At 41.0% G+C, this 23,467-nt stretch carries 16 protein-coding genes and 1 pseudogene; 7 read left to right on the top strand and 10 right to left on the bottom strand.

Annotation, left to right across the window (positions count from 1 at the left end):
- Positions 1-109 precede the first annotated feature (109 nt).
- From NST34_RS15225 to NST34_RS15200, 6 genes are all read right to left on the bottom strand, one after another.
- Entirely contained in the window at positions 110-1,714 is a 1,605-nt protein-coding gene (locus NST34_RS15225; protein WP_341128159.1) for a response regulator transcription factor, read from the bottom strand.
- A 171-nt stretch (positions 1,715-1,885) separates the two neighbouring features.
- Positions 1,886-3,493, bottom strand: a complete 1,608-nt coding sequence (locus tag NST34_RS15220) for a response regulator transcription factor (RefSeq protein ID WP_341128158.1) — start codon at positions 3,491-3,493, stop codon at positions 1,886-1,888.
- Between the two features lie 11 nt (positions 3,494-3,504).
- Positions 3,505-5,241 carry a sensor histidine kinase gene (locus tag NST34_RS15215; protein ID WP_341128157.1) on the bottom strand — a complete coding sequence of 579 codons (1,737 nt, stop codon included), beginning with the start codon at positions 5,239-5,241 and terminating at the stop codon, positions 3,505-3,507.
- A 416-nt stretch (positions 5,242-5,657) separates the two neighbouring features.
- Positions 5,658-7,082, bottom strand: coding sequence for an L-arabinose isomerase (araA, locus tag NST34_RS15210; RefSeq protein ID WP_341128156.1), 1,425 nt, complete (start codon positions 7,080-7,082; stop codon positions 5,658-5,660).
- Between the two features lie 32 nt (positions 7,083-7,114).
- Positions 7,115-7,810: an L-ribulose-5-phosphate 4-epimerase gene (locus NST34_RS15205; RefSeq protein WP_042188210.1), complete on the bottom strand. Its 696-nt coding sequence runs from the start codon at positions 7,808-7,810 to the stop codon at positions 7,115-7,117.
- A 16-nt stretch (positions 7,811-7,826) separates the two neighbouring features.
- Positions 7,827-9,434, bottom strand: a complete 1,608-nt coding sequence (locus NST34_RS15200) for a xylulokinase (protein ID WP_341128155.1) — start codon at positions 9,432-9,434, stop codon at positions 7,827-7,829.
- A 262-nt stretch (positions 9,435-9,696) separates the two neighbouring features.
- Between NST34_RS15200 and NST34_RS15195 the strand changes: the two genes are divergently transcribed.
- The gene (locus NST34_RS15195) at positions 9,697-10,779 is read left to right on the top strand and encodes a GntR family transcriptional regulator (RefSeq protein ID WP_340969418.1); all 1,083 of its coding nucleotides are present in this window, start codon (positions 9,697-9,699) and stop codon (positions 10,777-10,779) included.
- Positions 10,780-10,913: 134 nt separating this feature from the next.
- On the opposite strand, the pseudogene NST34_RS15190 reads toward NST34_RS15195, so the two are convergent.
- The 4 genes and pseudogenes from NST34_RS15190 to NST34_RS15175 form a co-directional block, all read right to left on the bottom strand.
- A pseudogene (locus tag NST34_RS15190) lies at positions 10,914-12,028 on the bottom strand (glycoside hydrolase family 11 protein).
- Positions 12,029-12,340: 312 nt separating this feature from the next.
- Positions 12,341-13,174 (bottom strand): formylglycine-generating enzyme family protein, encoded by an 834-nt coding sequence (locus NST34_RS15185; protein WP_341128154.1) that lies wholly within the window; start codon positions 13,172-13,174, stop codon positions 12,341-12,343.
- 140 nt (positions 13,175-13,314) lie between these two features.
- Entirely contained in the window at positions 13,315-13,950 is a 636-nt protein-coding gene (locus tag NST34_RS15180; protein ID WP_042188200.1) for a glycoside hydrolase family 11 protein, read from the bottom strand.
- Positions 13,951-14,307: 357 nt separating this feature from the next.
- Positions 14,308-15,231, bottom strand: a complete 924-nt coding sequence (locus tag NST34_RS15175) for a ketopantoate reductase family protein (protein WP_341128153.1) — start codon at positions 15,229-15,231, stop codon at positions 14,308-14,310.
- Between the two features lie 148 nt (positions 15,232-15,379).
- On the opposite strand from NST34_RS15175, the gene NST34_RS15170 reads away from it, so the two are divergent.
- The 6 genes from NST34_RS15170 to NST34_RS15145 all read left to right on the top strand — a co-directional run bounded on the left by NST34_RS15170 (position 15,380) and on the right by NST34_RS15145 (position 23,379).
- Positions 15,380-15,931 carry a TetR/AcrR family transcriptional regulator gene (locus tag NST34_RS15170; RefSeq protein WP_341128152.1) on the top strand — a complete coding sequence of 184 codons (552 nt, stop codon included), beginning with the start codon at positions 15,380-15,382 and terminating at the stop codon, positions 15,929-15,931.
- 310 nt (positions 15,932-16,241) lie between these two features.
- Positions 16,242-18,005, top strand: coding sequence for a cache domain-containing sensor histidine kinase (locus NST34_RS15165; RefSeq protein WP_262495507.1), 1,764 nt, complete (start codon positions 16,242-16,244; stop codon positions 18,003-18,005).
- Entirely contained in the window at positions 17,998-19,551 is a 1,554-nt protein-coding gene (locus NST34_RS15160) for a response regulator transcription factor (protein ID WP_341128151.1), read from the top strand. The genes NST34_RS15165 and NST34_RS15160 overlap by 8 nt, the downstream gene beginning before the upstream one ends.
- Before the next feature lie 131 nt (positions 19,552-19,682).
- Positions 19,683-20,639, top strand: a complete 957-nt coding sequence (locus NST34_RS15155) for an ABC transporter permease (RefSeq protein ID WP_340969408.1) — start codon at positions 19,683-19,685, stop codon at positions 20,637-20,639.
- 9 nt (positions 20,640-20,648) lie between these two features.
- On the top strand, positions 20,649-21,551 hold the full coding sequence (locus tag NST34_RS15150; RefSeq protein WP_341128150.1) for a carbohydrate ABC transporter permease: 903 nt from the start codon (positions 20,649-20,651) through the stop codon (positions 21,549-21,551).
- 76 nt (positions 21,552-21,627) lie between these two features.
- Positions 21,628-23,379, top strand: a complete 1,752-nt coding sequence (locus tag NST34_RS15145; protein WP_341128149.1) for an ABC transporter substrate-binding protein — start codon at positions 21,628-21,630, stop codon at positions 23,377-23,379.
- The last annotated feature ends 88 nt before the right edge of the window (positions 23,380-23,467 follow it).

The following is a 23,467-nucleotide window of genomic DNA, read 5'->3' as shown; positions in this document are numbered from 1 at the left end:
CCCCTAACTAATAAATTATTGGTGTGCCTCCATCTTACTTTTTTTCTAGAACCCGGTTTCCCAATAAATCAATCAGTTAATCCAAAATTTTATGTTTAACAATCAGTTATTATTTCCCTGTCACCTGTTTGCGAAATTTTTGAGGCGTCTGACCGTACTGTTGCTTAAACAGCGTACAAAAATATTTTGTATTCGCAATTCCAACCGATTCGCAAATCGCTTCATTCGAATAGTCCTGCGCTTTTAACATATCCATAGCTACCTCCATCTTTCGGCGGTTGATATAATCGATTAAACTTTCGCCGGTTTCGCGTTTAAACAAATAACTAAAATAAGACGGAGCCAGATTCGTATATTCAGCAACTTCATCCAATATAAGCCTTTGAGAAATATGATGTTCAATATAATATTTGGCCTTAACGATTTCTGGCCGCACGGATACAAGATCGATCAGAATGCAGTTTCTTACGTATGCCGAGCAGACCGTTAGCTGATCGTTGCACTTTTGACCACTAAGCTGCTTTAGCGGTATGGGCGGCAACTCTTTTTTCCATGATGTAATTTTCCTCTTCGCATCATACAAAAAGCATTGTATCCAAGGTTCCATTCTTTCACGCCCAACCTTCCTTTCGTTTGCGAGCTTCGCAATTGCAGCAAAGTCATCTTCAAGCCACTCCGGTACGGAGGCTGGTTGCAATTGGTTTAGAATGTGACGGAATTGGTCTTGAATGTCCGAATAGGGTTGTCCCTTGTTGTAAGTGCTACGGTATGCCGGCCCAAACAGCGCGCCGTCTTCCATATGATACGTATCCTCCAGCTTCTTGCATGCCACGTTATAAGAATCGGCAACCGTATGCCAACCGAACGCCGAATCGCTGAAGGCGATATTGCACTTCCGGTCAAGAAAGCTTCTTATGTTAAATGCAATCGCCAGTCCAAGGTCCATCGACCGTTTTTCGTTAAGCGTCTGGCTTGACATGCAAGGCCAAGCTACAATTCCCATCATAAAATGTTCATTGATTTCGCAAGCGAAGCCTTTCGCATCGATACCGATCGTCTCTTCTACAATATTGAGTGCTGCGTACTTTAACATGCTTTGTTCTTTGGTGGTCAGATTCTCTTGCCTGTTTGGGTCATCGCATAATTCTAACACAAAGCAGTTATAGGCTTTCAAATGAGAATCAATTCGCAGCACTTCCCAAAGCGTAGCAATCTGACTGGCAGGCGTCTCCCCGCGAATGATTTCGTTCATGACTTGTTTGCGCATCCGATACCGATTTTCCATCACCGATCGTTTATACTTTGTCAATTGCGCTTCTTTTTGTTTCATTATCGCAACTTTATTTGCCGCTTTATCGAGCACTTTTCGAATATTGAAAGGGTCTAATGGCACTTTCATTACATAATCCAACACATTTTGTTTAATGGCTCTCTTCGCATAATCAAAGTCCGTATAGGCAGATAATATAATGAACGCAGTTTTAGGAAGCTTGTTTTTCAATTGTTCAATCATCTCAATGCCGTCCATACCCGGCATAACGACATCTGTCAATATAATATCCGGTTTGGTTTGCAAAGCAATGTCTATCGCTTCTTGCCCGGAATATGCTTTGCCAATTATCGGGTACCTGTTCCCGAAAGCTGCAACTATTTTTTCCAGACGCTGCAATATGAGATCTTCGTCATCGACAATTAAACAACGATAAATATCCATTTGCTATCGATCCCTTTCTTATCAATTTAAACAAAACGGTTGATCCGCAAAATAAAGTATATCAACTAAAAAATCGTAAAAACTTCAATAATATTGTGTAATCGTTCAATATTTTTCGATCTTAATAAAACAAAAAGGCCTCATCCCGGATTCTAGGAATGAGGCCTTTTCTTAATTCCGTATAAATTGTTTGCGGAATTTTTGAGGCGTTACGCCGTAATGCTGCTTAAATAACGTACAAAAGTATTTTTCATTATATATGCCAATCGCCTCGCAGAGAGTCATATTGGTGTAATCTTTTTCTTTTATCATCTCCATTACTTTTTCCATTTTACGCCGATTGATGTAATCGATTAAACTTTCTCCTGTTTCGCGTCTAAACAAAGAACTGAAATAGGTTGGAGTCAAATTCGTACTTTCTGCCACCTCATCCAGAGTAACCTTTTGCGAAATGCGATCTTCAATGTACTGTTTCGCTTTCACAATTTCAGAACGTGAGGAGGCAGGTTGAAATAGAAGACATTCTCTTACATAGTCGGAGCATGCCTTTAGCTGTTCATTAAACTTCATTCCTTTCAATCGTTCGATCGGGAAGGCTGGAAGTTCATTTTTCCAAGAAGACACCTTCGATCTCACCTCTTGTATACAGCTTCGTATCCATAACTCCATTCGCTCGCGTTCAACCTTAGCCTCGTCTGCAAGCTCCGCGATTCTGATGAAATTTTCAGTAAGCTGATCGGGTGCGATATTAGGCTGCAATTTGTTGACGAGTTGATGAAATTGCTCTTGTATGTGACCCGATATGTTCTTGTTTCGGGTGGATTGATAGGAATTCCCTAACAAAACTCCGTCCTCCATATAATAAGCATCCTCCAACTTCTCGCAAGCTATACGGTAACTGGCCGCCAGGGTACTCCAACCAAATGCAGACTCATTAAAGCAGATGTTGCACTTTCGCTTTAAATATTTTTTGATATTACTCGAAATGGCTTGCCCAAGCTCCAAAGATTGCCTTTCGTACTTACTTTGACTGGACATGCTCGGAAATGCAACGATTCCCATCATATAGCTATAAGTCATTTCGCATGCGAAGCCTTTCCCTTCCATGCCAATCGTTTCCTCAATAATATTAAGAGCCGCAAATTTAAGCATAGTCTGGTCTTTGGCTGTATATGCATGCAGCGGCTCTTCGGGGTCGCACAATTCAACGATAAAGCAGATATATGCCTTTAATTGTGGATCCACCTGAAGTTCCTCGCTTAGTCTTTCAATTTGAGATACGTTAGTTTCCTGACGAACCAGTTCATTCATCAGTTGCTTGCGTATACGATATCTATTTTCAAGAATGGAACGCTTTAGTTTTGTTAGCTGTTCATCTTTTTGCCCCATTAACGTAATCTCATGAGCCGCTTTATCAAGAGCGATCTTAATATCCGATGTATTGAGTGGTACCTTCACAATATAATCCTGTACATTTTGATGAATAGCTCTCTTCGCGTAAGTAAAATCGGAATAGGCTGACAATATGATAAAGGCGGTTGTCGGCAGCTTGTCTCTAAGTCGTTCAATCATCTCGATGCCATCCATGCCTGGCATGACGATGTCAGTCAATATGATATCCGGCTTTAATTCCATGGCCATATCAATCGCATCCTGACCGGAATAGGCTTTTCCGATAATAGGATACTTGTCCCCGTAGGTTTCGAAAATTTTTTCTAATCGCTGCAAGATCAGATCTTCATCATCCACAATTAAACATCGATAGCTTCTCATTGACATCAGCTCTCTTCCTATTCTGTCTCATGTAATGGAAATACAGCTCTGACGCATGATCCTTTACCTTCTCTGCTCATAATTATCAAGCCGTAGCTTTTCCCATAATAGAGCTTAATTCTTTGATGAATGTTGGCTAAACCTATACGTTGTCGGGTCATCTTCGTCTTGTCGATTACTTTTTGCAAAATGCTTGATGCAATAGCATTGCTCATGCCGACCCCTTCATCAATGACTTCGATGAATATGCAATCCTCTTGCTTATACGCTTTAATAATGATAGGCCCCGTTTTTCTTCCGCCGCTATACCCATGGAATAAACTGTTCTCTACGATCGGCTGCAGCAGAAGTCTGAATACCGGAAATTGCTCTAGCCCTTCCTCAATATGCTCCCACACGACAAATGTATGATTGTAACGCACATTCTGAATAAAAATATAATCTCGTACGTTGTTCAATTCCTCTTGAAGTGTCACTTTGCTCGAGGCATCGGCGATCCCGTACTCCAACGTATTAATTAATGCGCGAATCATAGGATCAACTTTATCATATTGTTCCAAACCAACTACATTCGCAATGGAACCTAATGTATTGTATAAAAAATGCGGATTAATCTGGGACTGTAAAACTTGAATTTCTAATTCCCGTTTCAACTCGTTGCTCGCGTTCAAATTATCGAGCAGCAGACGAATTTCTTTTTGCATAATGTCAATGGTTTTCGCCAGCTCTCCAAACTCGTCGTTGCGATTCCAAGTACTGCTCATATCCAGTTGACCAAGCCGGATAAGCTTCATTTTGGAAGTGAGATACAGTAACGGCTTACGTATATATCGGGTAATGACGATCGCTACAATGATACTGAGGACAACGCCTACGATAAGCAAATACGAAAAGTTGCGCTGAAGCTGCAATTCCGATTTTTTGAGCCTCACTCCCGTATTGATCGATATAATCGACCAATTAAATTTGGAAGTAGGCATTCGGCTTAACATAATCGGGCTGCCCCTCCTATCTTTGGTATTCATCGTATTTTCATTCATTGCCGCAATCTGTTTGGTTTCGATATCGCCAAATGAAAATTGGCGATCTGCGGTTTGGAAAGCTATATCGGCAAGGCCGCTTTCTCCCGCAATGACCAGCCCTTGACTATCCACAATAATCATATTCATTAAATCGTCGCGGATCATCTTAAGCAAGTTTTGATCAATGGCTGACAAATCAAGATCGACCGCAATAACGGCCGAAGGGTTGCTTCCTCTCAAATATTTGAGCAAAGTAACGGTCCAGCCAGAGGTTGATGATTTATAAAGATTGCTAATGACTGTGCTTTTATTATTGTCAAGGGCTTGCTCATACAATGAACGCCGTTCTTCGCGAGGCTCATCCAATACGGTGGTTAAAATATTTCCGCCTACAATAGACATATCATCTTTAATAATATAAATATTGGAGACAAAATTCCGATTTAAATCAACCAATTTGCTCAAATGGGATTTAAGCGATTCCACCACTCTCCGCTCAAAAGGAAAGATCGAGTCAATTGAAAACAATATATTTTGATAAGATTCAAATGAAAGTGATAAATTCTGATTAACCTTCGAGATCATTTGCTGCTCGTAGAATCGTTGGCTGTTGTACATTTCCTTTTGCAAGTAGCGTAACGAAATTTGACTTACAATCGTTGCCGTAGCAAGTACGAATAAAAAACAGATGAAGAAAAGTTTGACGGACATGCTTAATTTAAACTTTTTCATAACTTCTTCCTCCATAGTTTCATTCAGTCATGCCGGCTCGGAAAGATATTTCTTGTTTCTTACTTCAAATATATTGTATTATGGCATATCTTGGCAACCATCTATTGCCCCGCAATTCAGGCGTACATCAAGTCTCCGTCAGATCAAACTGCTTTTATTAAAAGAGCTTACATATTTATTGTTAACCGTCTTTTGCCTGAACACATATTACTTTTGCTGCAAAGCTAAGGGTATCGCTACATTAAAACTCTGAACTCTATCTGAATCAACTTATTACTTCGAATTGAACCGCCGTTCCATACTGCATTCAATATAAATGAGTGCTTCATGCGTTGAACAAACTGAGAATACGTAAAAAAAGAACCTAATGATAAAGGTTCTTTTTTTACAATTTAAAGATACATAGAGCTTTGCTATTACTTAATAACTACATATTCCAAGTTTACAAGTTTTGCATAAGCAATAATTTGGTCTGTTGTAAGCGTTAATGAAACTACGGTGTGGTGACCGCCACCATTTTCGATCCAAGCTTTAACCCCATCTTGGAAGTTAGGCTTAACATTCCAAAGTACACGAGCTACTGGAAGGTTGGGAGCTGGAACCGTTGGTTCGAAAGCAGTAACTTCATTGATCAACAGTTTGTAATGAGTCCCAAAGTCAGCCATGGAAACAACCACACCGTCTCCTGCTTTACCGTCAAATACTAAACGTGCTGGATCGTCTTTACCACCAATACCCAGTGGAGATACGATAATTTTTGGTTTGTTGCTTGCCAAAGTAGGATCTACTTCAAGCATATGGGATTGAAGAATGGATTCTTGACCAACCGTCAATTCATAAGTGTAATCTTCCATAAATCCAGTGGATTGGTTATGGCTCATCACTTTAAGCAAGCGATCGAGAGCTGCAGTCTTCCAATCTCCTTCTCCAGCAAAACCATAGCCTTGTGCCATCAGTCGTTGAACAGCAAGTCCTGGAAGTTGTTTCATTCCGTGTAAATCTTCGAAGTTCGATGTGAAGGCGTTGTAGCCACCTTGATCAAGGAATCGTTTAATAGCAATTTCATAGCTTGCTTGAACTCTCACGCTAGCTTCCCAAGCTTCTTTGCTGTTAGTCCCATAATCAAATTCATACAGCTCTGAATACTCAGCGAATAAGGCATCGATCTCTTCTTCTTTAACTTCATTAATGATTTGTACTAGATCGCCAATACCAAAGTAGTCAACAGTCCATCCAAATTGAATTTGGGCTTCAACCTTATCTCCTTCGGTTACGCCAACGTTACGCATATTGTCACCAAAGCGAGCGACCTTGATATTAAAGCTTTCGTTATAAGCAACGGCTACGTCCATCCATTCTGCAATTTGCTTTTGGACTTCAGGACGTTCCCAGTAGCCTACTACCACTTTGTTTTGTTTGTTCAAACGGGCGTTAATAAAACCATATTCACGGTCACCATGAGCGGCTTGATTTAGATTCATGAAATCCATATCGATCGTTGCCCATGGGATACTTTCATTATATTGCGTAGCTAGATGTAGCAAAGGCTTTTGCAGCATTTTAGTTCCGCGGATCCACATTTTTGCAGGTGAGAAGGTATGCATCCAAGTGATAACACCGGCAACTTCATCGCGGTAATTGACTTCTTTCATGATGTTTGTGATTTTATCTGCGCTGACAGCCAAATTCTGTAACACTAGAGGGTAAGGTAAAACTCCGCTTTTATTCAAAGCATCTGTCATCGTTTGGGCATGCGCCTTAACTTCAGCCAATGCTTCTTCCCCATAAAGATGTTGTGAACCTACGACAAACCAAAATTCTTTTGCTACTGCTGTTGACATATTCATCCTCTTTTCGTAATTTTGTGGTTTAATTATTTTTGTCCGTAATAAGCGTCTTTTCCATGTTTGCGCAAGTAATGTTTATCTAAAATACGTTGTGGCAACTCCTCAGCAAAATGATTCAGCTCTCTTGCAAACAAATTCATTTTGGATACTTCATCCAAAACTACGCTGTTTATTACCGCCGATTTCGCATTTTTCCCCCAAGTAAAGGGTCCGTGTCCTTTAAGTAAAACACCAGGAACCGCCATAATATCGATCCCACGTTGTTCAAAGGTCTCGATGATTACATTACCCGTTTCCGCTTCGTAACCACGATCGACTTCTTCTTGCGTCAAGAAACGCGCACAAGGAATGGAACCATAGAAGGTATCAGCATGGGTCGTTCCCATGACAGGAACATCTAGTCCTGCTTGAGCCCAAATGGTCGCCCAAGTGGAATGCGTGTGCACGATTCCCCCGATCTCGGAGTAATGCTTATAAAGCACGGCGTGAGTAGGTGTATCGGAGGAAGGTCTCATATCTCCTTCAACCACATTGCCATCCAGATCAACAACTACCATATCGCTGGCTTTCATTGTTTCATAATCTACACCACTAGGTTTGATTACGAATAATCCACTTTCACGATCAATTGCACTCACATTTCCCCATGTATATTTAATAAGTCCTTGTTTCGGCAATTCCAGATTGGCTTGAAAAACCTCTTCTTTAAGTTGTTCTAACATCTTGCTACCTCCACTTTCACACTAAATTGTCAACAGCGGACTGCTCAATCGCCAGACCCTTTTTATAACGTTCGATAAAGGTTTCAAATCCTTTAATGTCGGTTGCCTCTGGATGAATTTCTTCACCCTTAACATCTTTGAACACTTTTTGATCGAGGAAGTCTTCTAAACTTTCTTCCTGATTTTTATTCATCATGTAAGCGGCAAGAATAGCCATTCCCCATGCACCGCCTTCACCGGCAGTCGACATTACGGAAACAGGAACATTCATTGAAGCTGCCATCATTTTTTGACCCACTACAGGAGTCTTAAATAAGCCGCCGTGGCCTAAAATACTATCAATGGCTACATTCTCTTCCTTCGTCAAAATGTCCATTCCAATTTTCAAAGCACCAAAGGCGCTGAATAGATGTGTACGCATAAAGTTGGACAGATTGAATTTGCTCTCCGGCGAGCGGACAAATAGCGGACGACCTTGTTCTAACCCAGTAATATTCTCTCCTGAGAGATAACCATAGCTTAGTAATCCACCGGCATCAGGATCTGCTTCCAAAGCTTTATTTAATAGCACGCTGTACAATTTATTGGCATCCACTTTGTGTCCCATGGCTTCATAGAATTCGCGGAATAACCCTAGCCAGGCGTTGAGGTCACTTGAACAGTTATTCGCATGAACCATGCCCACTGGACTTCCGTTCGGAGTAGTAACCATATCAATTTCCGGATAAACCTTGGAAAGTTCTTTTTCTAATACAATCATGGCAAAAACAGAGGTTCCTACAGATACATTCCCGGTGCGTTTTCTTACGCTATTCGTTGCAACCATCCCGGTTCCAGCATCCCCCTCTGGAGGACTAAGCGGAATACCTGATTGTAAATGCAGCGATGGATCCAGAATTTTAGCTCCCGCTTCGCTTAAAATACCTGCTTGCTCTCCTGCAACATACACCTTAGGAAGTAAATCACTGGTCTTCCACGGATAAGCTTTGCTTGCAACCAGTTCATCAAACTGCTGTATCATGGAAGCGTTAAAATTTCTTGTAGTTTCATCAATTGGAAACATACCGGATGCATCACCAACACCAAGTGCTTTATTTCCAGTCAATAGCCAATGAATGTATCCTGCTAGTGTCGTAACAAAACGTATCTGTGGCACATGTTCTTCTTCATTCAAAATCGCCTGATAAAGATGAGCAATGCTCCAGCGTTCTGGGATATTAAACCCAAACAGCTCGGTCAATGCTTTGGCAGCCGCACCTGTAGTTGCATTACGCCAAGTCCGGAATGGAACAAGCAGTTCATTGTGCTCGTTGAAAGCCATGTATCCATGCATCATTGCAGAAAAACCGATTGAACCAACCGTTTGAAGGGTGATTCCGTATTTTTGAGCAACTTCTTCCTTCATCTCGCGATAGGCGTCTTGCAGACCTTTGATAATATCTTCCAAGTTGTACGTCCAAAAACCGTCCTTCAACTGATTTTCCCATTCGTAACTTCCAGAAGCGATCGTTTGAAAGCTATGATCGATAAGTACAACTTTAATGCGCGTAGACCCAAATTCAATACCAAGCGAAGTTTCTCCCTTATTAATCGCTTGTTCGATGCTTAATCGATTCGATATCACGTTTGTCACCTCTCTGAGAGCGCTTTTTTAAAAGGTCATGATAAGAGTTTGCTTTCTTAATTGACAGCTTTAGTATAATTTTTTGTACGTACATTTGTCAATTGATTAGTTATATATACATACAAATATGGAGATAATAATGATTTAACTGTATAAAAAAAGAGCCCCTTTCTATTTTTTTTGTAGTCATGCTATAATTTGTACATACAAATTTACCGAATATACGAATAACTTAGCGAACAAGAATGGAAAGAGGAATTACATGAAACCAAAGTATCAAGTGATATTAGATGACATAAAAAGCAAAATCCTTTCGGGAGATTACAATGTTGGTGAGCAAATCCCTACTGAATCTGCCTTGCAGTCCATGTACGAAGTTAGCCGGCAGACTGTTCGAAAAGCAATTTTAGAACTTTCCAACGAAGGCTTCCTGCGAAGCGAAAAAGGTTCTGGTACTTATGTCAGCAACCAATATCGTTCGAAGACCGGCGGGAGTTCCCATAAGAAGACGATCGGTGTAATCACGACCTATATTTCCGACTATATCTTTCCTTCCATTATCCGTGGGATCGAGAGCCGGCTAAATGAGGATAATTATTCTCTACTATTAGCTAGTACAAATAACGATGTTGCTCAAGAAAAAAAGGCCCTTGAAATGATGCTGTCCTACGGTGTAGATGGTTTAATTATTGAACCTACGAAAAGCAATCTATATAACCCCAATATTGCTTACTACCTTTCTTTTAAGGAACAGGATATTCCGATTATAATGATTAATGCCTTTTATGAAGAAATAGAACTGCCGTACCTTTGTCTTGATGATGTACAGTCCAGCTATTTGGCAACAAAAGAGTTGATAACCAAAGGGCACACCCAAATAGGGCTCATTGCAAAAATGGATGATTTACAAGGAAAGTATCGGATGAAAGGGTATATTAAAGCACTCGGAGAATCCAAATTACGATTTTATCCTGAGCAGATTTTTTCATTCAATACGGAGACAAAACAGACGTTATCTACAGACTTGAAGGATTTTCTGAATAAAAATAGAGATACGCTCACTGCTATTGTTTGTTATAACGACGAGGTTGGGTTGGAAGTGGTTCATGCCTGCAGACAGCTGGACATCACTATTCCGGAGGAATTATCGATTATCGGACAAGACAATTCCTATATCGCCAAAAACGCGAACATCAAACTAACCACCTTGACACACCCACAAGAAGCCATGGGACGCGATGCAGCGGATTGGGTCATTAAGAAACTACAAGGAAAAAAAGACCTTCCAAACAACACTTATTATCAGCCTGTGTTAATTGAAGGTGAGACTGTTGTTAAAAGATAAGTTGTAATTTAAACAGATAAATAAATTTTCCGTTTATACAAGGCAAGCAACCCACCAGTCATGGCTGGTAGGTTGCTTTTTTTCATTTTGTCACTACATTAAGCAGTCCGTCTCCATTTTCCGTGTTTGGAATATTACTGGATTTCCAGATAATCAAGATAAGCATCCCATGTCCCGTTATCAGCTGTTACGACGAGCTGGATTTCTTGATTTCCGGTTCCATGACTGACATTGTTTAGAGTATAAACGGCGGGACTGCTTCCCCCGAAGTAAAAGGTGCCCTTGGTCACTCCACCGATTTTCATATCGACTCTCGCCATATTAGAGTTATTCGAAGCCCCGCGGAGTGAAAAATTATGGGTACCGGTCGTAAAATTCTGTGTGTATTTCACTAGATCATTGTTGGCGTATAAAGAAACTCGGAGAATGGTGAGCTTATATTGGAGGTATACTGACCACTTTTAGTCATGTTTTCAGCTTCTATTTTTGTGCTTGTGCCTGGATTTGGTGTGGAGGTTGGTGTTGGGTTTGGCGTTGGCGTCGGATTCGTACCTCCGCTACCTCCGATCGTAATTGTATTGCTAGTCACGGTAGCTGTTCCACTACTTTGATAACCCTTTACCGTAAGCGAAGTTTCATACATCTTCCCCATTGACATTCCTCTGCTCTCCCACGCTTTAAAGTGTTCACTAACAGATATGGTTCCGCTTGTACGTTTGGTCGTCCGGACACTCCAATATTGTTTAAAGGTTGCTGTGCCTTTAATTGAAGGTTGGTTGACTCTGGTAGTCTCATATATGTCATATGTTCCCCCATCAACGGTAATGGTACCTTTAGACGTTCCACCAGGCGGACGCCAGCTCCCCCAGCTATCAACGATGTAATATTCGATTAGTGGATCAACGGTCCATCCGTAGACACATAAATACGAATTTCCGTTTGGTTGGTAGTTGGCACTGTAGTTAACAGTTATGTTTCCAATTTGCTGGTGTGTCTGGGTCTCATCGAACTTCTTACCTTTACGGAACAGAGCATTTCCGATGTTGCTCCACTGAGCACTGAATGTACCTCCACTATCAAGAGTCATACTCGTGGTACCGGAATCCTTCCATAGCTCATAGTAGTAGCCGTCTTGGGTGCCGCTTTGATTAGATGTGATCGTTGTTGCGGCATTTACACTTACTGCAGGCAATGCAAGCATAAAACAAATAATGATTACTAAAAATAAACGCATTCTCTTCTGTTTTATTTGCTGTCCTCCTCTTGGTTATACTGCAACTAGTCTTACTAAGATGCTGTGCAACCCGTTTGATTAACCTCCTTTTTATTCCATATTTATTAATATAAGCGGAAACAATCAGATTCTATCATTGTCCTAATTTTTTCATATGCATAAACTAAAGCTTATACCGTGAAAAGTTTAGATCTTTTGTAGTTGGAAATAAACGAAATTAAATAAGCTGCTTCCGGTAGAGTACCGGAAACAGCTTATTGGCTAGATCATTTTATCATTGCCTACGAAATGGAGTCTTAACTTAAAAGAGAATAACCTTCCCGCCGTTTACTCACCACGACTCACACGAAAGCCTTGATCAGGTCCCATGCCATTTGCGTCGAACTTGCCTTGAAAAGATATCTCGTTGTTGGTGATGTTGCCGATCCAACCGCCGCCCTTCACAACCCGGTAATATCCGACATCGCTTCCCCTATCCCCATACCAGTTCCAACACCATTCCCTTACATTCCCTGACATATCATAAAGTCCTAACTCGTTGGGCTGTTTGACACCAACATTTTTTGTTTTATTATTGTTGTTTTCAATGATAGGCCAGTTCCTTTCTCCCGATAAGTATTTATCTCCAGCGTTTTTCCAATACCATGCTACCTCATCTGCATTATTGCTTCCACTGTAGGTGTAACTCTTGCTTAATTGACCTCCACCTGCAGCATATTCCCACTCTGCTTCTGTCGGTAATCGATAACCATTAGCACCTTTATTGATCGTTACGGTCCATTTTATATTATCGTTTTCGCTCTTATTATTTGTATCTATTTTATTCTTATCTATATTGTAATAGGGTGTTAAACCCTCTTTTATACTCCGCTTATTACAGTACTCAACAACGTCATACCAGCTAACCATTTCAACCGGCAAATTGTCGCCCTTGAATTCTGAGGGATTACTTTCCATTACCTCAATCCATTCTTTTTGAGTTACCTCATATTTACCGATATAAAAGTTCGATAGGGTTGCACCATTGTAGTTGGACTTTGTGTCTATAAAAGTCCCTCCCTTTACAAATACATTGTCATTACTCGTTTCAGGCTTTTCTTGTGAGCAAGCGCTGATAACAACTATTGTTGCTATGAATAGGAAACTCAATAGTTTTCTCATTGATTTATCTCCTTTGAACGGATAGGAACATAATAAGTCGTTAGTAGTATGTAAGTCTTCTTTCGGAATAAATAAGGCCGCCGGTTGTGAGACCGGCAGTCCTTAGTATTATCATCGATTAAGAGGCTACAGTTTACCTGTTACCACACCGTTACGTTAGAGCTCCCACTACTTTGATATCCTTCAGTAGCTAACACTTGGTAAGCCCAACTACTTCCCAAATTCATTCCATATTTCTTCCATGCATTAACGTGATTGCTAAAAGTGATAGCAACATTACTCCCAGTTGCTCTCTTCGACTGTCTTACACTCCAGAACTGAGTGAAAGTTGCAGTGCCGTCAATAGAAGGTGCGTTGGTTCGGGTAGTCGTATAGATGTCATATGTTCCACCATCACTGGTCACGGTACCTTTAAATGTTCCAGTTGGTCTATAGGTGCCCCAGCTATCAACGACGTAATATTCTATGAGTGAGTTTCTCGTCCACCCATAGAGTGTCAAATATCCATTACCGGACGGCGCCCAGACCCCGGCATTGTAGTTTATTGTCCTTGTTGGTGATCCGGTATTCCAGCCTTTACCAACAACAAAGTTCCCGGTGTTTGACCATGTAACACTGTAATTCCCACCTGATCCATTCGTAGCATTTACTGTTCCTCCACCATCAGTCCAATTTTGCCAATAATCTGTCGCTGCATTTGTAGTTGCTGCAAACAAGCTAAAGCTCATAGTAGCTGCGAATAATACAGTCAAGATTTTCTTATTCATCTTAAACATAATCTACCTCCTAAGTTTTTTTTGATTACATACTACTTGACTGACCTCTAGTATTCCAAGCAATCGTCTGTGGTTTTCTTTGTTGTTTGGTAAAACTCCCGAGATCACCACATCCTTCCATTTATATAATTGTAAGCGATTTCAAATAGAAGTTTATCATAGCTTACGTACAATTTAATCTGTTCAAATTAAAGGTTTTACCCCAAAAAGTATTGTTCTTTTGTGGTTATAAATGGAAATATAAAGAAATTACAGACAAAAAAAGAGGACTTAGCGTCCCCCTTTTACTTGTCATATATTAGATTAATTATGTTCATTACAAGCCCCTCCACAATACTATAATATTTTAACAAAAAATTACTGAACATGTATTTCCGATTTGATATCATGTTGACTTAAAAATTTCATTAAATCATTACTCAGCTGCACAATCTCATTGTTAGCATTATTCGCATAATCCGGCAACATCATATCCCTAACCATTTTAGTCCGTAGCCATGTCATAAAGAAAAGATCCAAAAATAAGTTTGGAAATTTAAGCACCTTTTTAAGCATTGGTGGATCAATTGAAACGCCAGCTTTTTGTATTGCCCTTAGATACGCTTTCAATGTGAATGTTATTTTGCGTGCCGTCTTTCTAGTTTTGGCTGTTTTTTTGTCAATGATCATATTCTCAGAATGCAAAAAGCTCAACATGGCAATGTCTGATACGGAATGTGTGATTAGATACGCTTGCATATCTTTTTTAATAACGTAGGGAAGCTTTGCAGTTTTAAATAATTTTGCAAGGTTTTCTATGCGTTCTGTCACTACACCATTAATTTCTCCAAATGCAGTTGCCGCTATAAACTTTGGTAGAAATCGAGCATGCAATACTCCATCTTTAATCTGTCCGCCGAAGCCGGGAAAAGCTGGTAAAAGTCTATCCCCTACGATATCCAGCCACGAAGAAAATCCAATTGAATTACTAGTCATCGTAACTATATTTTTGCTTTGATTATCTTTTAGCGCTAACAACGCTGCTTCGGACCGATCATAACGAACGGTAACGAAAATAAAATCGTATACATCGTCATTTTCGAGCGTATCAATGACATTCACTTGTATCGATCTAACTGTACCTTTTTCTGTATACTGCAGGCCATTTTCTCTTAATGATTTATATCTATTCGAATGTGCAAACAGGCTAACGTCAAACCCTGCTTCAAGAAGCTTAATTGCGTACATGCTCCCGATGACACCTGCACCAAAAATTAAAATTCTATCTTGTTTTGCTGACATATAAACCACCCCTACTTATTAATATTCCCTTTTGATTATCCGACAACATGTTGTATGATGTGATTATAAATCTTCATTATTCCTTGATCAACCATCAGTTTTTTATGATTTGTCGGATGATATTCTTATTCACTAATAGGAGGGAAACATGAAAAAGCAACCCCAAATAACGGAGAAAACAAAACAAAAGTTTGTAGAAGTTTTTTGTGAGTTATATAGCCAAAAGCCGATTGAGAAAATTTCGATTCAGGAAATTTCGAATAAGTCAGGATATAACCGCAGCACCTTTTATCAATACTTTACTGATATTTACGAATTGTTAGACTCTGTTGAAAATGACATATTGAATGAAATGAAAAAAGAATTGGCAAATAAAGAGCTATCGATGGATAAGGTTCAAGATACGCTCTATTGTCTGGATAAAAAAGAACATCTCCTGGTTCTCAATGCCCTTTTGGGTGATTATGGAAGTGCCCGTTTTTTAAAACGCTTAAAAAAAGAAATCACTTTGGATCAATTAGAATTAAACGTTCCGCAAAACCAATCCTTAACGCCATACTTCATTGAGTTTTACCTGACAACTGCCCTTTCTTTATTTCGTCTTTGGCTCCAGCGTCAAAAGGATTTATCGTCAGAAGAATTTTTCAAGTTAGTAGAGAACCTATATTCAAAAGGGATTACACCCTATTTTAAAGAATGAGTCTGTCATTCAAACCAAATCCTCATAAGGGTCCGCATTCTGGTTTTAGAATTATTCTTCGGTAAAGAAAACCGAGACCATTCAATTGGATAAAATAACCACTGATCTAGTTGACTAGATCAGTGGTTTTCTATTTTTTTGTAGATTTTTATATAATATATCCTCTTTCCAAAACTCCATAACAGAAGACAATAAATCCCTATATGATCACATATAATGGAAGTTCGTTTAACGATATACTTTTATGTAAGCGTTAACATTCCGTTGCAGGAGGTGGCCCTTAGTCGTGTATGCTCGTATCATCACTCTTATGAATAATCTAAGACTCAGAACGAAGTTATTTCTGTCATTTGGCTGTGTTGTTCTAATCCCGGTCTTAATTGTAGGGCTGTTCCTTACAAATGAACTACGGAATATGGCAATGGCTAATGCGCTTGAGCAGATTACAGCCAACGTGGATCGAGTGAAAAAACGGACTGGCGAAATGCTCAACATCCCGCTTGATATTGCTTATCGCCTATCGAATGATAGCCGGCTTGAAGAGGTTGCCAATCATCGTTATGAATCTGTCTATGATGTTGTTGAAGCTTACTGGAACTATCCTGATTTCCGTGATTTTGTTCGACTATACAACGAAGTTTCCAGTATCCGCTTATATATCGATAATCCAACGGTTCTCAACAACTGGGAGTTTCTACAGACGAATGAGAGTGTTACGCAGGAACAATGGTACCAAACCGCACTAGCCCAAAGGGGACTGGTCTGCTGGAATTATATTCGAGACAACCGTAATGGACAATATTATTTAAGTCTAATCCGAAAGGTCAATTTTTTTAAGGCGAGAACCACCGGTGTGCTAGTCGTGAATGTGAATACCAAAAAGCTCAATGCGATCCTCAACCAAGAATCCTTTGAAACTCTTATTATGGATGAGAACGACAATATTGTCGCCTCAAATCGTGTAGATACACAAGATAAATCACTGTCGAATATTGACCTAGCAACCTTATCCGCTACAGGGCAAGGTCCCCACGATGTAACCATTGATGGCAAACCCTTCAAAATGGTGATCGATCACTGGCAACCCGGAGGAAGCTTGAATAGCCTGCGTATCATTTCCATTTTTTCTGTAGCAAGCATCGTCGATGAGCCCAACCGAATTATCTTTCTAGCTTCAATTGTAATTCTTTCAGCAATGATTATGGCTATTCTCTTGATTTACTATGTCTCACGGCTACTCACCGGAAGGATGCTACATTTGAGCAAACATATTTCTAAGGTCGCTGCGGGAAATTTAGGAGCCACGCTTGTTATTGACGGTAAAGATGAAATCGGTCAGCTTGCCAGACAATTCAATCATATGGTTCGGAACATTAATGAACTAATGAGTGAGGTACAAGAATCTAATCGACAGAAAAATGCGACTCAGCTTAAGCAAAATGAAATTAAATTCAAGATGATGGCCAGCCAGATCAATCCTCACTTCCTCTTCAATGCCCTAGAATCAATCCGAATGAAAGCTCTTGTCAGAGGACAAGCGGATATTTCTCAAGTCGTTCGACTGCTGGGAAAAATGATGCGTAAAAACCTTGAGGTCGGCAATGGGAGGATCAGTCTGCAAAGTGAGCTAGAAACCGTGAACAGTTACCTAGTCATCCAAAAATTCCGCTATGATGACAGACTCACTTATGAGCTACTTGTGGACCCAAAGGCGAATCCTTTTCAAATTCCCCCTTTAATTATTCAGCCCCTGGTAGAGAATTGTGTCATCCACGGATTGGAGAATCGAATTGAAGGCGGCATGGTTCGGGTGGAAATCCGCTTAGAAGACAGTTATCTAAAGGTTCAGGTATCTGACAATGGAGTGGGTATTTCAAAAACACGGATACAAGAAATTAGGAAGATGTTGAATAACAATGATGACTATGAAACTAATAATATTGGGATGCGCAATATTCATTTGCGGCTGCAGCTGACCTACGGTCCACAATTTGGGCTGACCTTAGCAAGTCAAATCGGATTCGGAACGCAAATCAGCTTTGCGATTCCATTAAGGAGTGATTCTTATGTATAGCGTGTTGATAGTGGATGATGAGCTGGCGATCCGTGAAGGACTAGTTGCTCTGCTAGACTGGGAGAGTCTTGGATATCAAGTCATCGATTCCGCCGCAAATGCCATTGAGGCTAAACATAAATATGAACTTTACTCCCCTGATTTAATGATCGTAGATATCCGTATGCCCGGTAGAGATGGTCTAGAGCTTGTTGAAGAGCTGAGAGCACTTGATCCGGAAATGCACATCATCATCCTCAGTGGCTATGCGGATTTTAACTATGCTAAGCGAGCGTTATCCTTTGGCATTGATACCTATTTGCTCAAGCCTGTAGATGAAGATGAACTACAGCTATACTTGGAGAATCTGTCCATTGAGCTGGATGGACGTATTACTGATCGTAAGAAACAGGCCGCAATCAAAGTATGGAACCGGGAAATGCTAGTTCAATCCTTGTTAATGGATCGAAGTGCGCAGAATCCGTCAATAATGGAGGCAACCGTTCTTGAAGCAGAACTACTATGGGATTCCTATCAAGTGGTTCTGATTAGGCTGATACTTCAGGACAATGCGGATCATGGACCTTCAACAGTCGTAAAGGCGAGACTTGCAAAAAGCTTTGAAGAAAATGACTGGGGCATAGTATTCTTGCTAGATTCTTATTTGGGGGTTCTGCTTCAGCCCTCATTTCAGAAAGAACTTGTACATAAGTTAATGGTCCAGAATATACAGCAAGTAGTATTTGACCATGAACTTGAATGTATCATCACCGCAGGTGATATGGTGAACTCTCTGGAGGATATCTCCGTCTCCCACCTATCGGCGCTGGCAAGGATGAAAGAGCATTTCTTCTATGACGAGACGGGGATGATTGGACCGGATTCCATGAAAATAAAGAATGGGCTGACAGTTAGTCCAGAGGAAATAGAGAATAGGCTGGAGTCCGTTTTAGAACGGATGTTTTTTTGTATGGATACCGGCAGTTGCGCGTTACTCTTCACCCTGATTCAAGAAGCTGGAGAACTTATGATTACCGCCGATTACTCCGAGATGGCCGTGAAATCGCGTTATGTGCGTATCGTCTCTTATCTACTCAACAAACTCTCGTTTCAATATAAGGAGCTGAGTCCTCTGCACAGCAACATGGATGAGCAAATTGAACAAATCTATAAACATACCTCTCTGCCTCAATTGCAGCGCTATGCCTCCACTCTTCTTGAGTATTATGCAAAAGGCATTACCCGCGACGATATGGAGGTCTTCCTAAAGCGGATGCTGGACCTCATCCATCGACATTATAATAAGAATCTTAAGCTCGACACGCTAGCGGATGTATTTAGTTATAGTAGCGCTTATCTAGGGAAGCTTTTTAAGAACAGCACGGGGTATTCCTTTAACAGCTATCTAGATAATGTCCGCATGGAGAAGGCCAAGGAACTGCTTACTCAAGGCTACAAAATCCATCAGGTCGCAAACGAAGTGGGCATCAGTGATGTAGATTATTTTCGTGAAAAATTCAAGAAGCATGAAGGTGTCTCTCCCTCCGACTACCGCAGAAAGAATTGAAAAAGACTCAATATTTTTCAGAAAACGCTTACGAAAATAGCAAATATAACCCTGTTTTTTATATAAAATATTCGGGTGTTTCTTTCACTTTCTGTAGATTATGATTATGGCATATCGAAGGAGGGACATAAATGAAAGCGATTACCTCAAAAGCTCAACCGGAGCTGAAGAAGCCTGCTTCACGCTTTTGGCCAACTTTTATACAGCAGAAATACCTCTATATGATGGCCTTCCCATTTGTGCTCTGGGCATTTGTATTTAATTATTTGCCTTTATGGGGCTGGACGATGGCTTTTCAGAAATACAAACCCGGGAAATCCTTTTTCGATCAAAAATGGGTCGGCTTACAGTACTTCAGAGAGCTTTTTCAAGATGATCAATTCTTTAATGCACTTCGCAATACACTCGCTATGAGCATCATGGGCTTGTTGGCTGGATTCATTATTCCCATCATTTTTGCTATCCTTCTGAACGAGCTACGGCTTCAGTTTCTGAAACGGTTTGTACAGACAGTCTCCTATCTCCCCCACTTCGTATCTTGGGTGGTTGCTGCCGGAATTATTACCAAGATGCTCTCTACCGATAACGGTGCGGTAAACGACCTGCTGCTAAGTCTTCATCTAATTAGTGAACCTATACAATTCATGGCTAAAGGTCATTTATTCTGGGGGATCGTCACAGCTTCTGATGTTTGGAAGGAAACCGGGTGGAACACAATCATTTACCTTGCAGCTATCTCAGGTATAGGTCCAGAGCTTTATGAAGCAGCAAGAGTAGACGGTGCAAGTCGCCTGCAGCAAGTACGAAACATTACACTTCCAGGTATTCAGACAACCATCATTATTCTGCTCATTATTTCCATCGGACATTTAATTAGCATTGGGTTCGAGAAGCAGTTCCTGCTAGGCAATAACCTGGTGCGCGACTACTCACAGACGCTGGATCTCTACGCATTGAACTACGGGCTTGGCATGGGCCGCTTCTCCTTCGGTACAGCCATTAATATCTTCAATTCTGTGGTAAGTGTGATTCTGCTGTTTGTCGCCAACGGGATATTCAAAAAAATAACCAAAGAAAGCATCATATAGGAGGCCCTTATGCTAAGTAAAAAACTGGCCGCCGTGTCATGGTCGGACCGCATCTTCGATCTGGCAGTCTATATTGCGATCACTGTAGTGACCATAGTTACGCTATATCCTTTTCTGAATGTGTTGGCAATTTCCTTTAACGACTCCACTGACAGCATTAAGGGTGGAATTACGATATATCCACGCGTCTTCACTATTAAGAACTATGAGACGATCTTTGCCTATTCCGGGCTGATGACCGGACTCAAAATCTCTATATTACGTACGCTGATTGGCACGATTCTTGGGTTGGTCAGTGCCTCCATGTTAGCTTTCACTCTGAGTCGGGTAGACTTCCAAGCCCGAAAGTTCGTCTCTACATTTCTCGCGCTTACGATGTATGTCTCAGGTGGTCTCATCCCTGGCTACATCCTGATTAAAGATCTTCATATGATAGGAACCTTTGGCGTGTATGTCCTCCCCGGTCTAGTCAGCGCATTTAATGTATTTGTCATCCGTTCCTTTATCGATGGCTTGCCCTATGCGCTGCAGGAATCCGCTAAGTTGGACGGGGCTAATGACTTCACGATTTATTGGCGGGTTATTCTTCCGCTGACCAAACCTGCGCTGGCAACCATCGCTCTCTTCCTCGCCGTTGGCCAATGGAATTCATGGCTTGATACTTATCTTTACAATGGTTCCAAGGATGCGTTGACTACCCTCCAATTCGAGCTAATGAAGGTCATACAGAGTACGACAACTAATGCAGACAATTTCCGAGGTCGCAATATGACAGAGGTTATGGCACAAATTTCTCCGGAATCAGTCAAAATGGCAATCACGATCGTAGTCACTGTGCCTATTCTAATCGTCTATCCGTTTTTGCAGCGCTACTTTGTTAAAGGTATGACTTTGGGTTCAGTAAAGAGTTAGTACGCTAATGGTATAAGCAGGCTTAGCCTGTATACACAATACATTTTTTGACCAGAAAAAGGGAGGGTTTCTATTCATGACAAGAAATACAGTAAAATCGCATGTGATGTTGATGGTCTTGACTTTACTAATTAGTGTGCTGGCAGGTTGTAGCGGATCAAGCAACAAAACAGCTGATAACAACGAAGGAACTAAACCAACGAATGAAGTTAGTGCCACTGCAAAGGCTACCGCGGAAGCAACTGCACAAGCCGAAGATTTAAGCCCGCTTACACTCTCCTTCTTCGCTGAAGATCCAAATCCGAACTGGAACAATATGAAAGACGACATCAGTAAAGTGATTACAGAGAAAACAGGCGTCACACTCGATGCGGAATTTGCGGTAGGTGATCCACAACAAAAAATCGCCTTAATCGCTGCTGGTGGTGATTATCCGGATATCATCTCTGCCAAAGCTGATATCGGTAAACTTGTAGATGCTGGAGCAGTCATCGATTTAACGGAGTTAATCGACAAGTATGCACCAAATATTAAACGTGTGCTTGGTGACAACCTTGCCCGGGCAAAATACACGAATGAAGACCAATCGATTTATGCCATTCCTACCTGGGCAGCGGTTGATGAGAAGAAATTCGTGGCTGGCGGTGGATTTGAGCTTCAACATCGCGTCTTGAAGGAAGCCGGATACCCTGAAATCAGAACAGTCACCGATTATGAGAATGTAATTAAAGCATATCTTGAGAAACATCCAACTGATGAGAACGGCAACAAGAACATCGGAGTCTCCCTTAACGCGGATGATTGGCATATGTACATTTCCGTCACTAACCCTGCTGTTGCAACGACAGGCGGTTCGGATGACGGGGAATATTACGTAGATCAACAGACACATGAGGCGATCTACCACTTTCGCCGTCCGGAGGAGAAAGAGTATTTCCGCTGGCTGAATCATATGAATGATATCGGATTGCTAGACAAAGAGAGCTTCGTGCAAAAGTATGACCAGTACAAAGCTAAAGTAGCCACAGGACGTGTGCTTGGCTTGATTGATCAAGATTGGGATTATAATGATGCTCAACAAGCGTTGAAAACGGCAGGAAAGTTCGATCAAACTTATGGTCATTATCCGGTAACATTAACGAAAGAATACAAGGAAACTAGCTTCTGGCCTACCGGCTTCATGGGTGGTTATGGCATCTCGATCTCCAGCACAAATCCGGATCCGATTCGTACAATTAAGTTCCTGGATTTTCTCGCTTCTGACGAAGGACAAATCTTGAATAACTGGGGAATTGAAGGTAAGCATTATGTGGTAGAGAACGGCAAACGGATCGTTCCGACAGATGTACAAGATCGCATCAACAATGACAACACAGCCTTCACCAAGGAAACAGGAATCGGCTTCTACTGGAATATGATGGTTCATTACGGAGACGGCGCTAAGGATGCAAGTGGGAATTATTACACTAAAAACTTCCCGGAACAACTTGTACTTGGGTATAGCGATGTTGAGAAAGAAACTTTAGCTGCCTACAAGGCAACCACTTGGAAGGATCTATTCCCGAAAGAAGAAGAATTCACTGAAAAAGCCTATGGTGCAGCATGGAATATCGCGATTCCAGGTGAAGATGAGGTCACCATTTTAGGTAACAAAATGAGAGATATTACATGGAAACGTATTCCGGAAGCCATTCTTGCCAAACCAGCAGATTTCGATAAAATCTGGGCTGACTACATGGCAGCTTTGGAGAAAGCCGGAGTAGAAAAAATGGAAAAAGGCTACACCAAATATGTGCAGGATCGTGTTGCCTTATGGAGCGCTAAATAATAACACTTTGAGCCGAGCGGATATCCGCTCGGCTCTTTACGTTTTGCACTGCTCAATTCTCAGAATAAATCACCTCCAAGAATGGCAT

This window comes from Paenibacillus sp. FSL H7-0714, from assembly GCF_038003765.1.
Classification (GTDB): domain Bacteria; phylum Bacillota; class Bacilli; order Paenibacillales; family Paenibacillaceae; genus Paenibacillus_AQ.
Note: the sequence above shows the minus strand (reverse complement) of the source record. Positions and strands in the feature narration are given on the sequence as shown.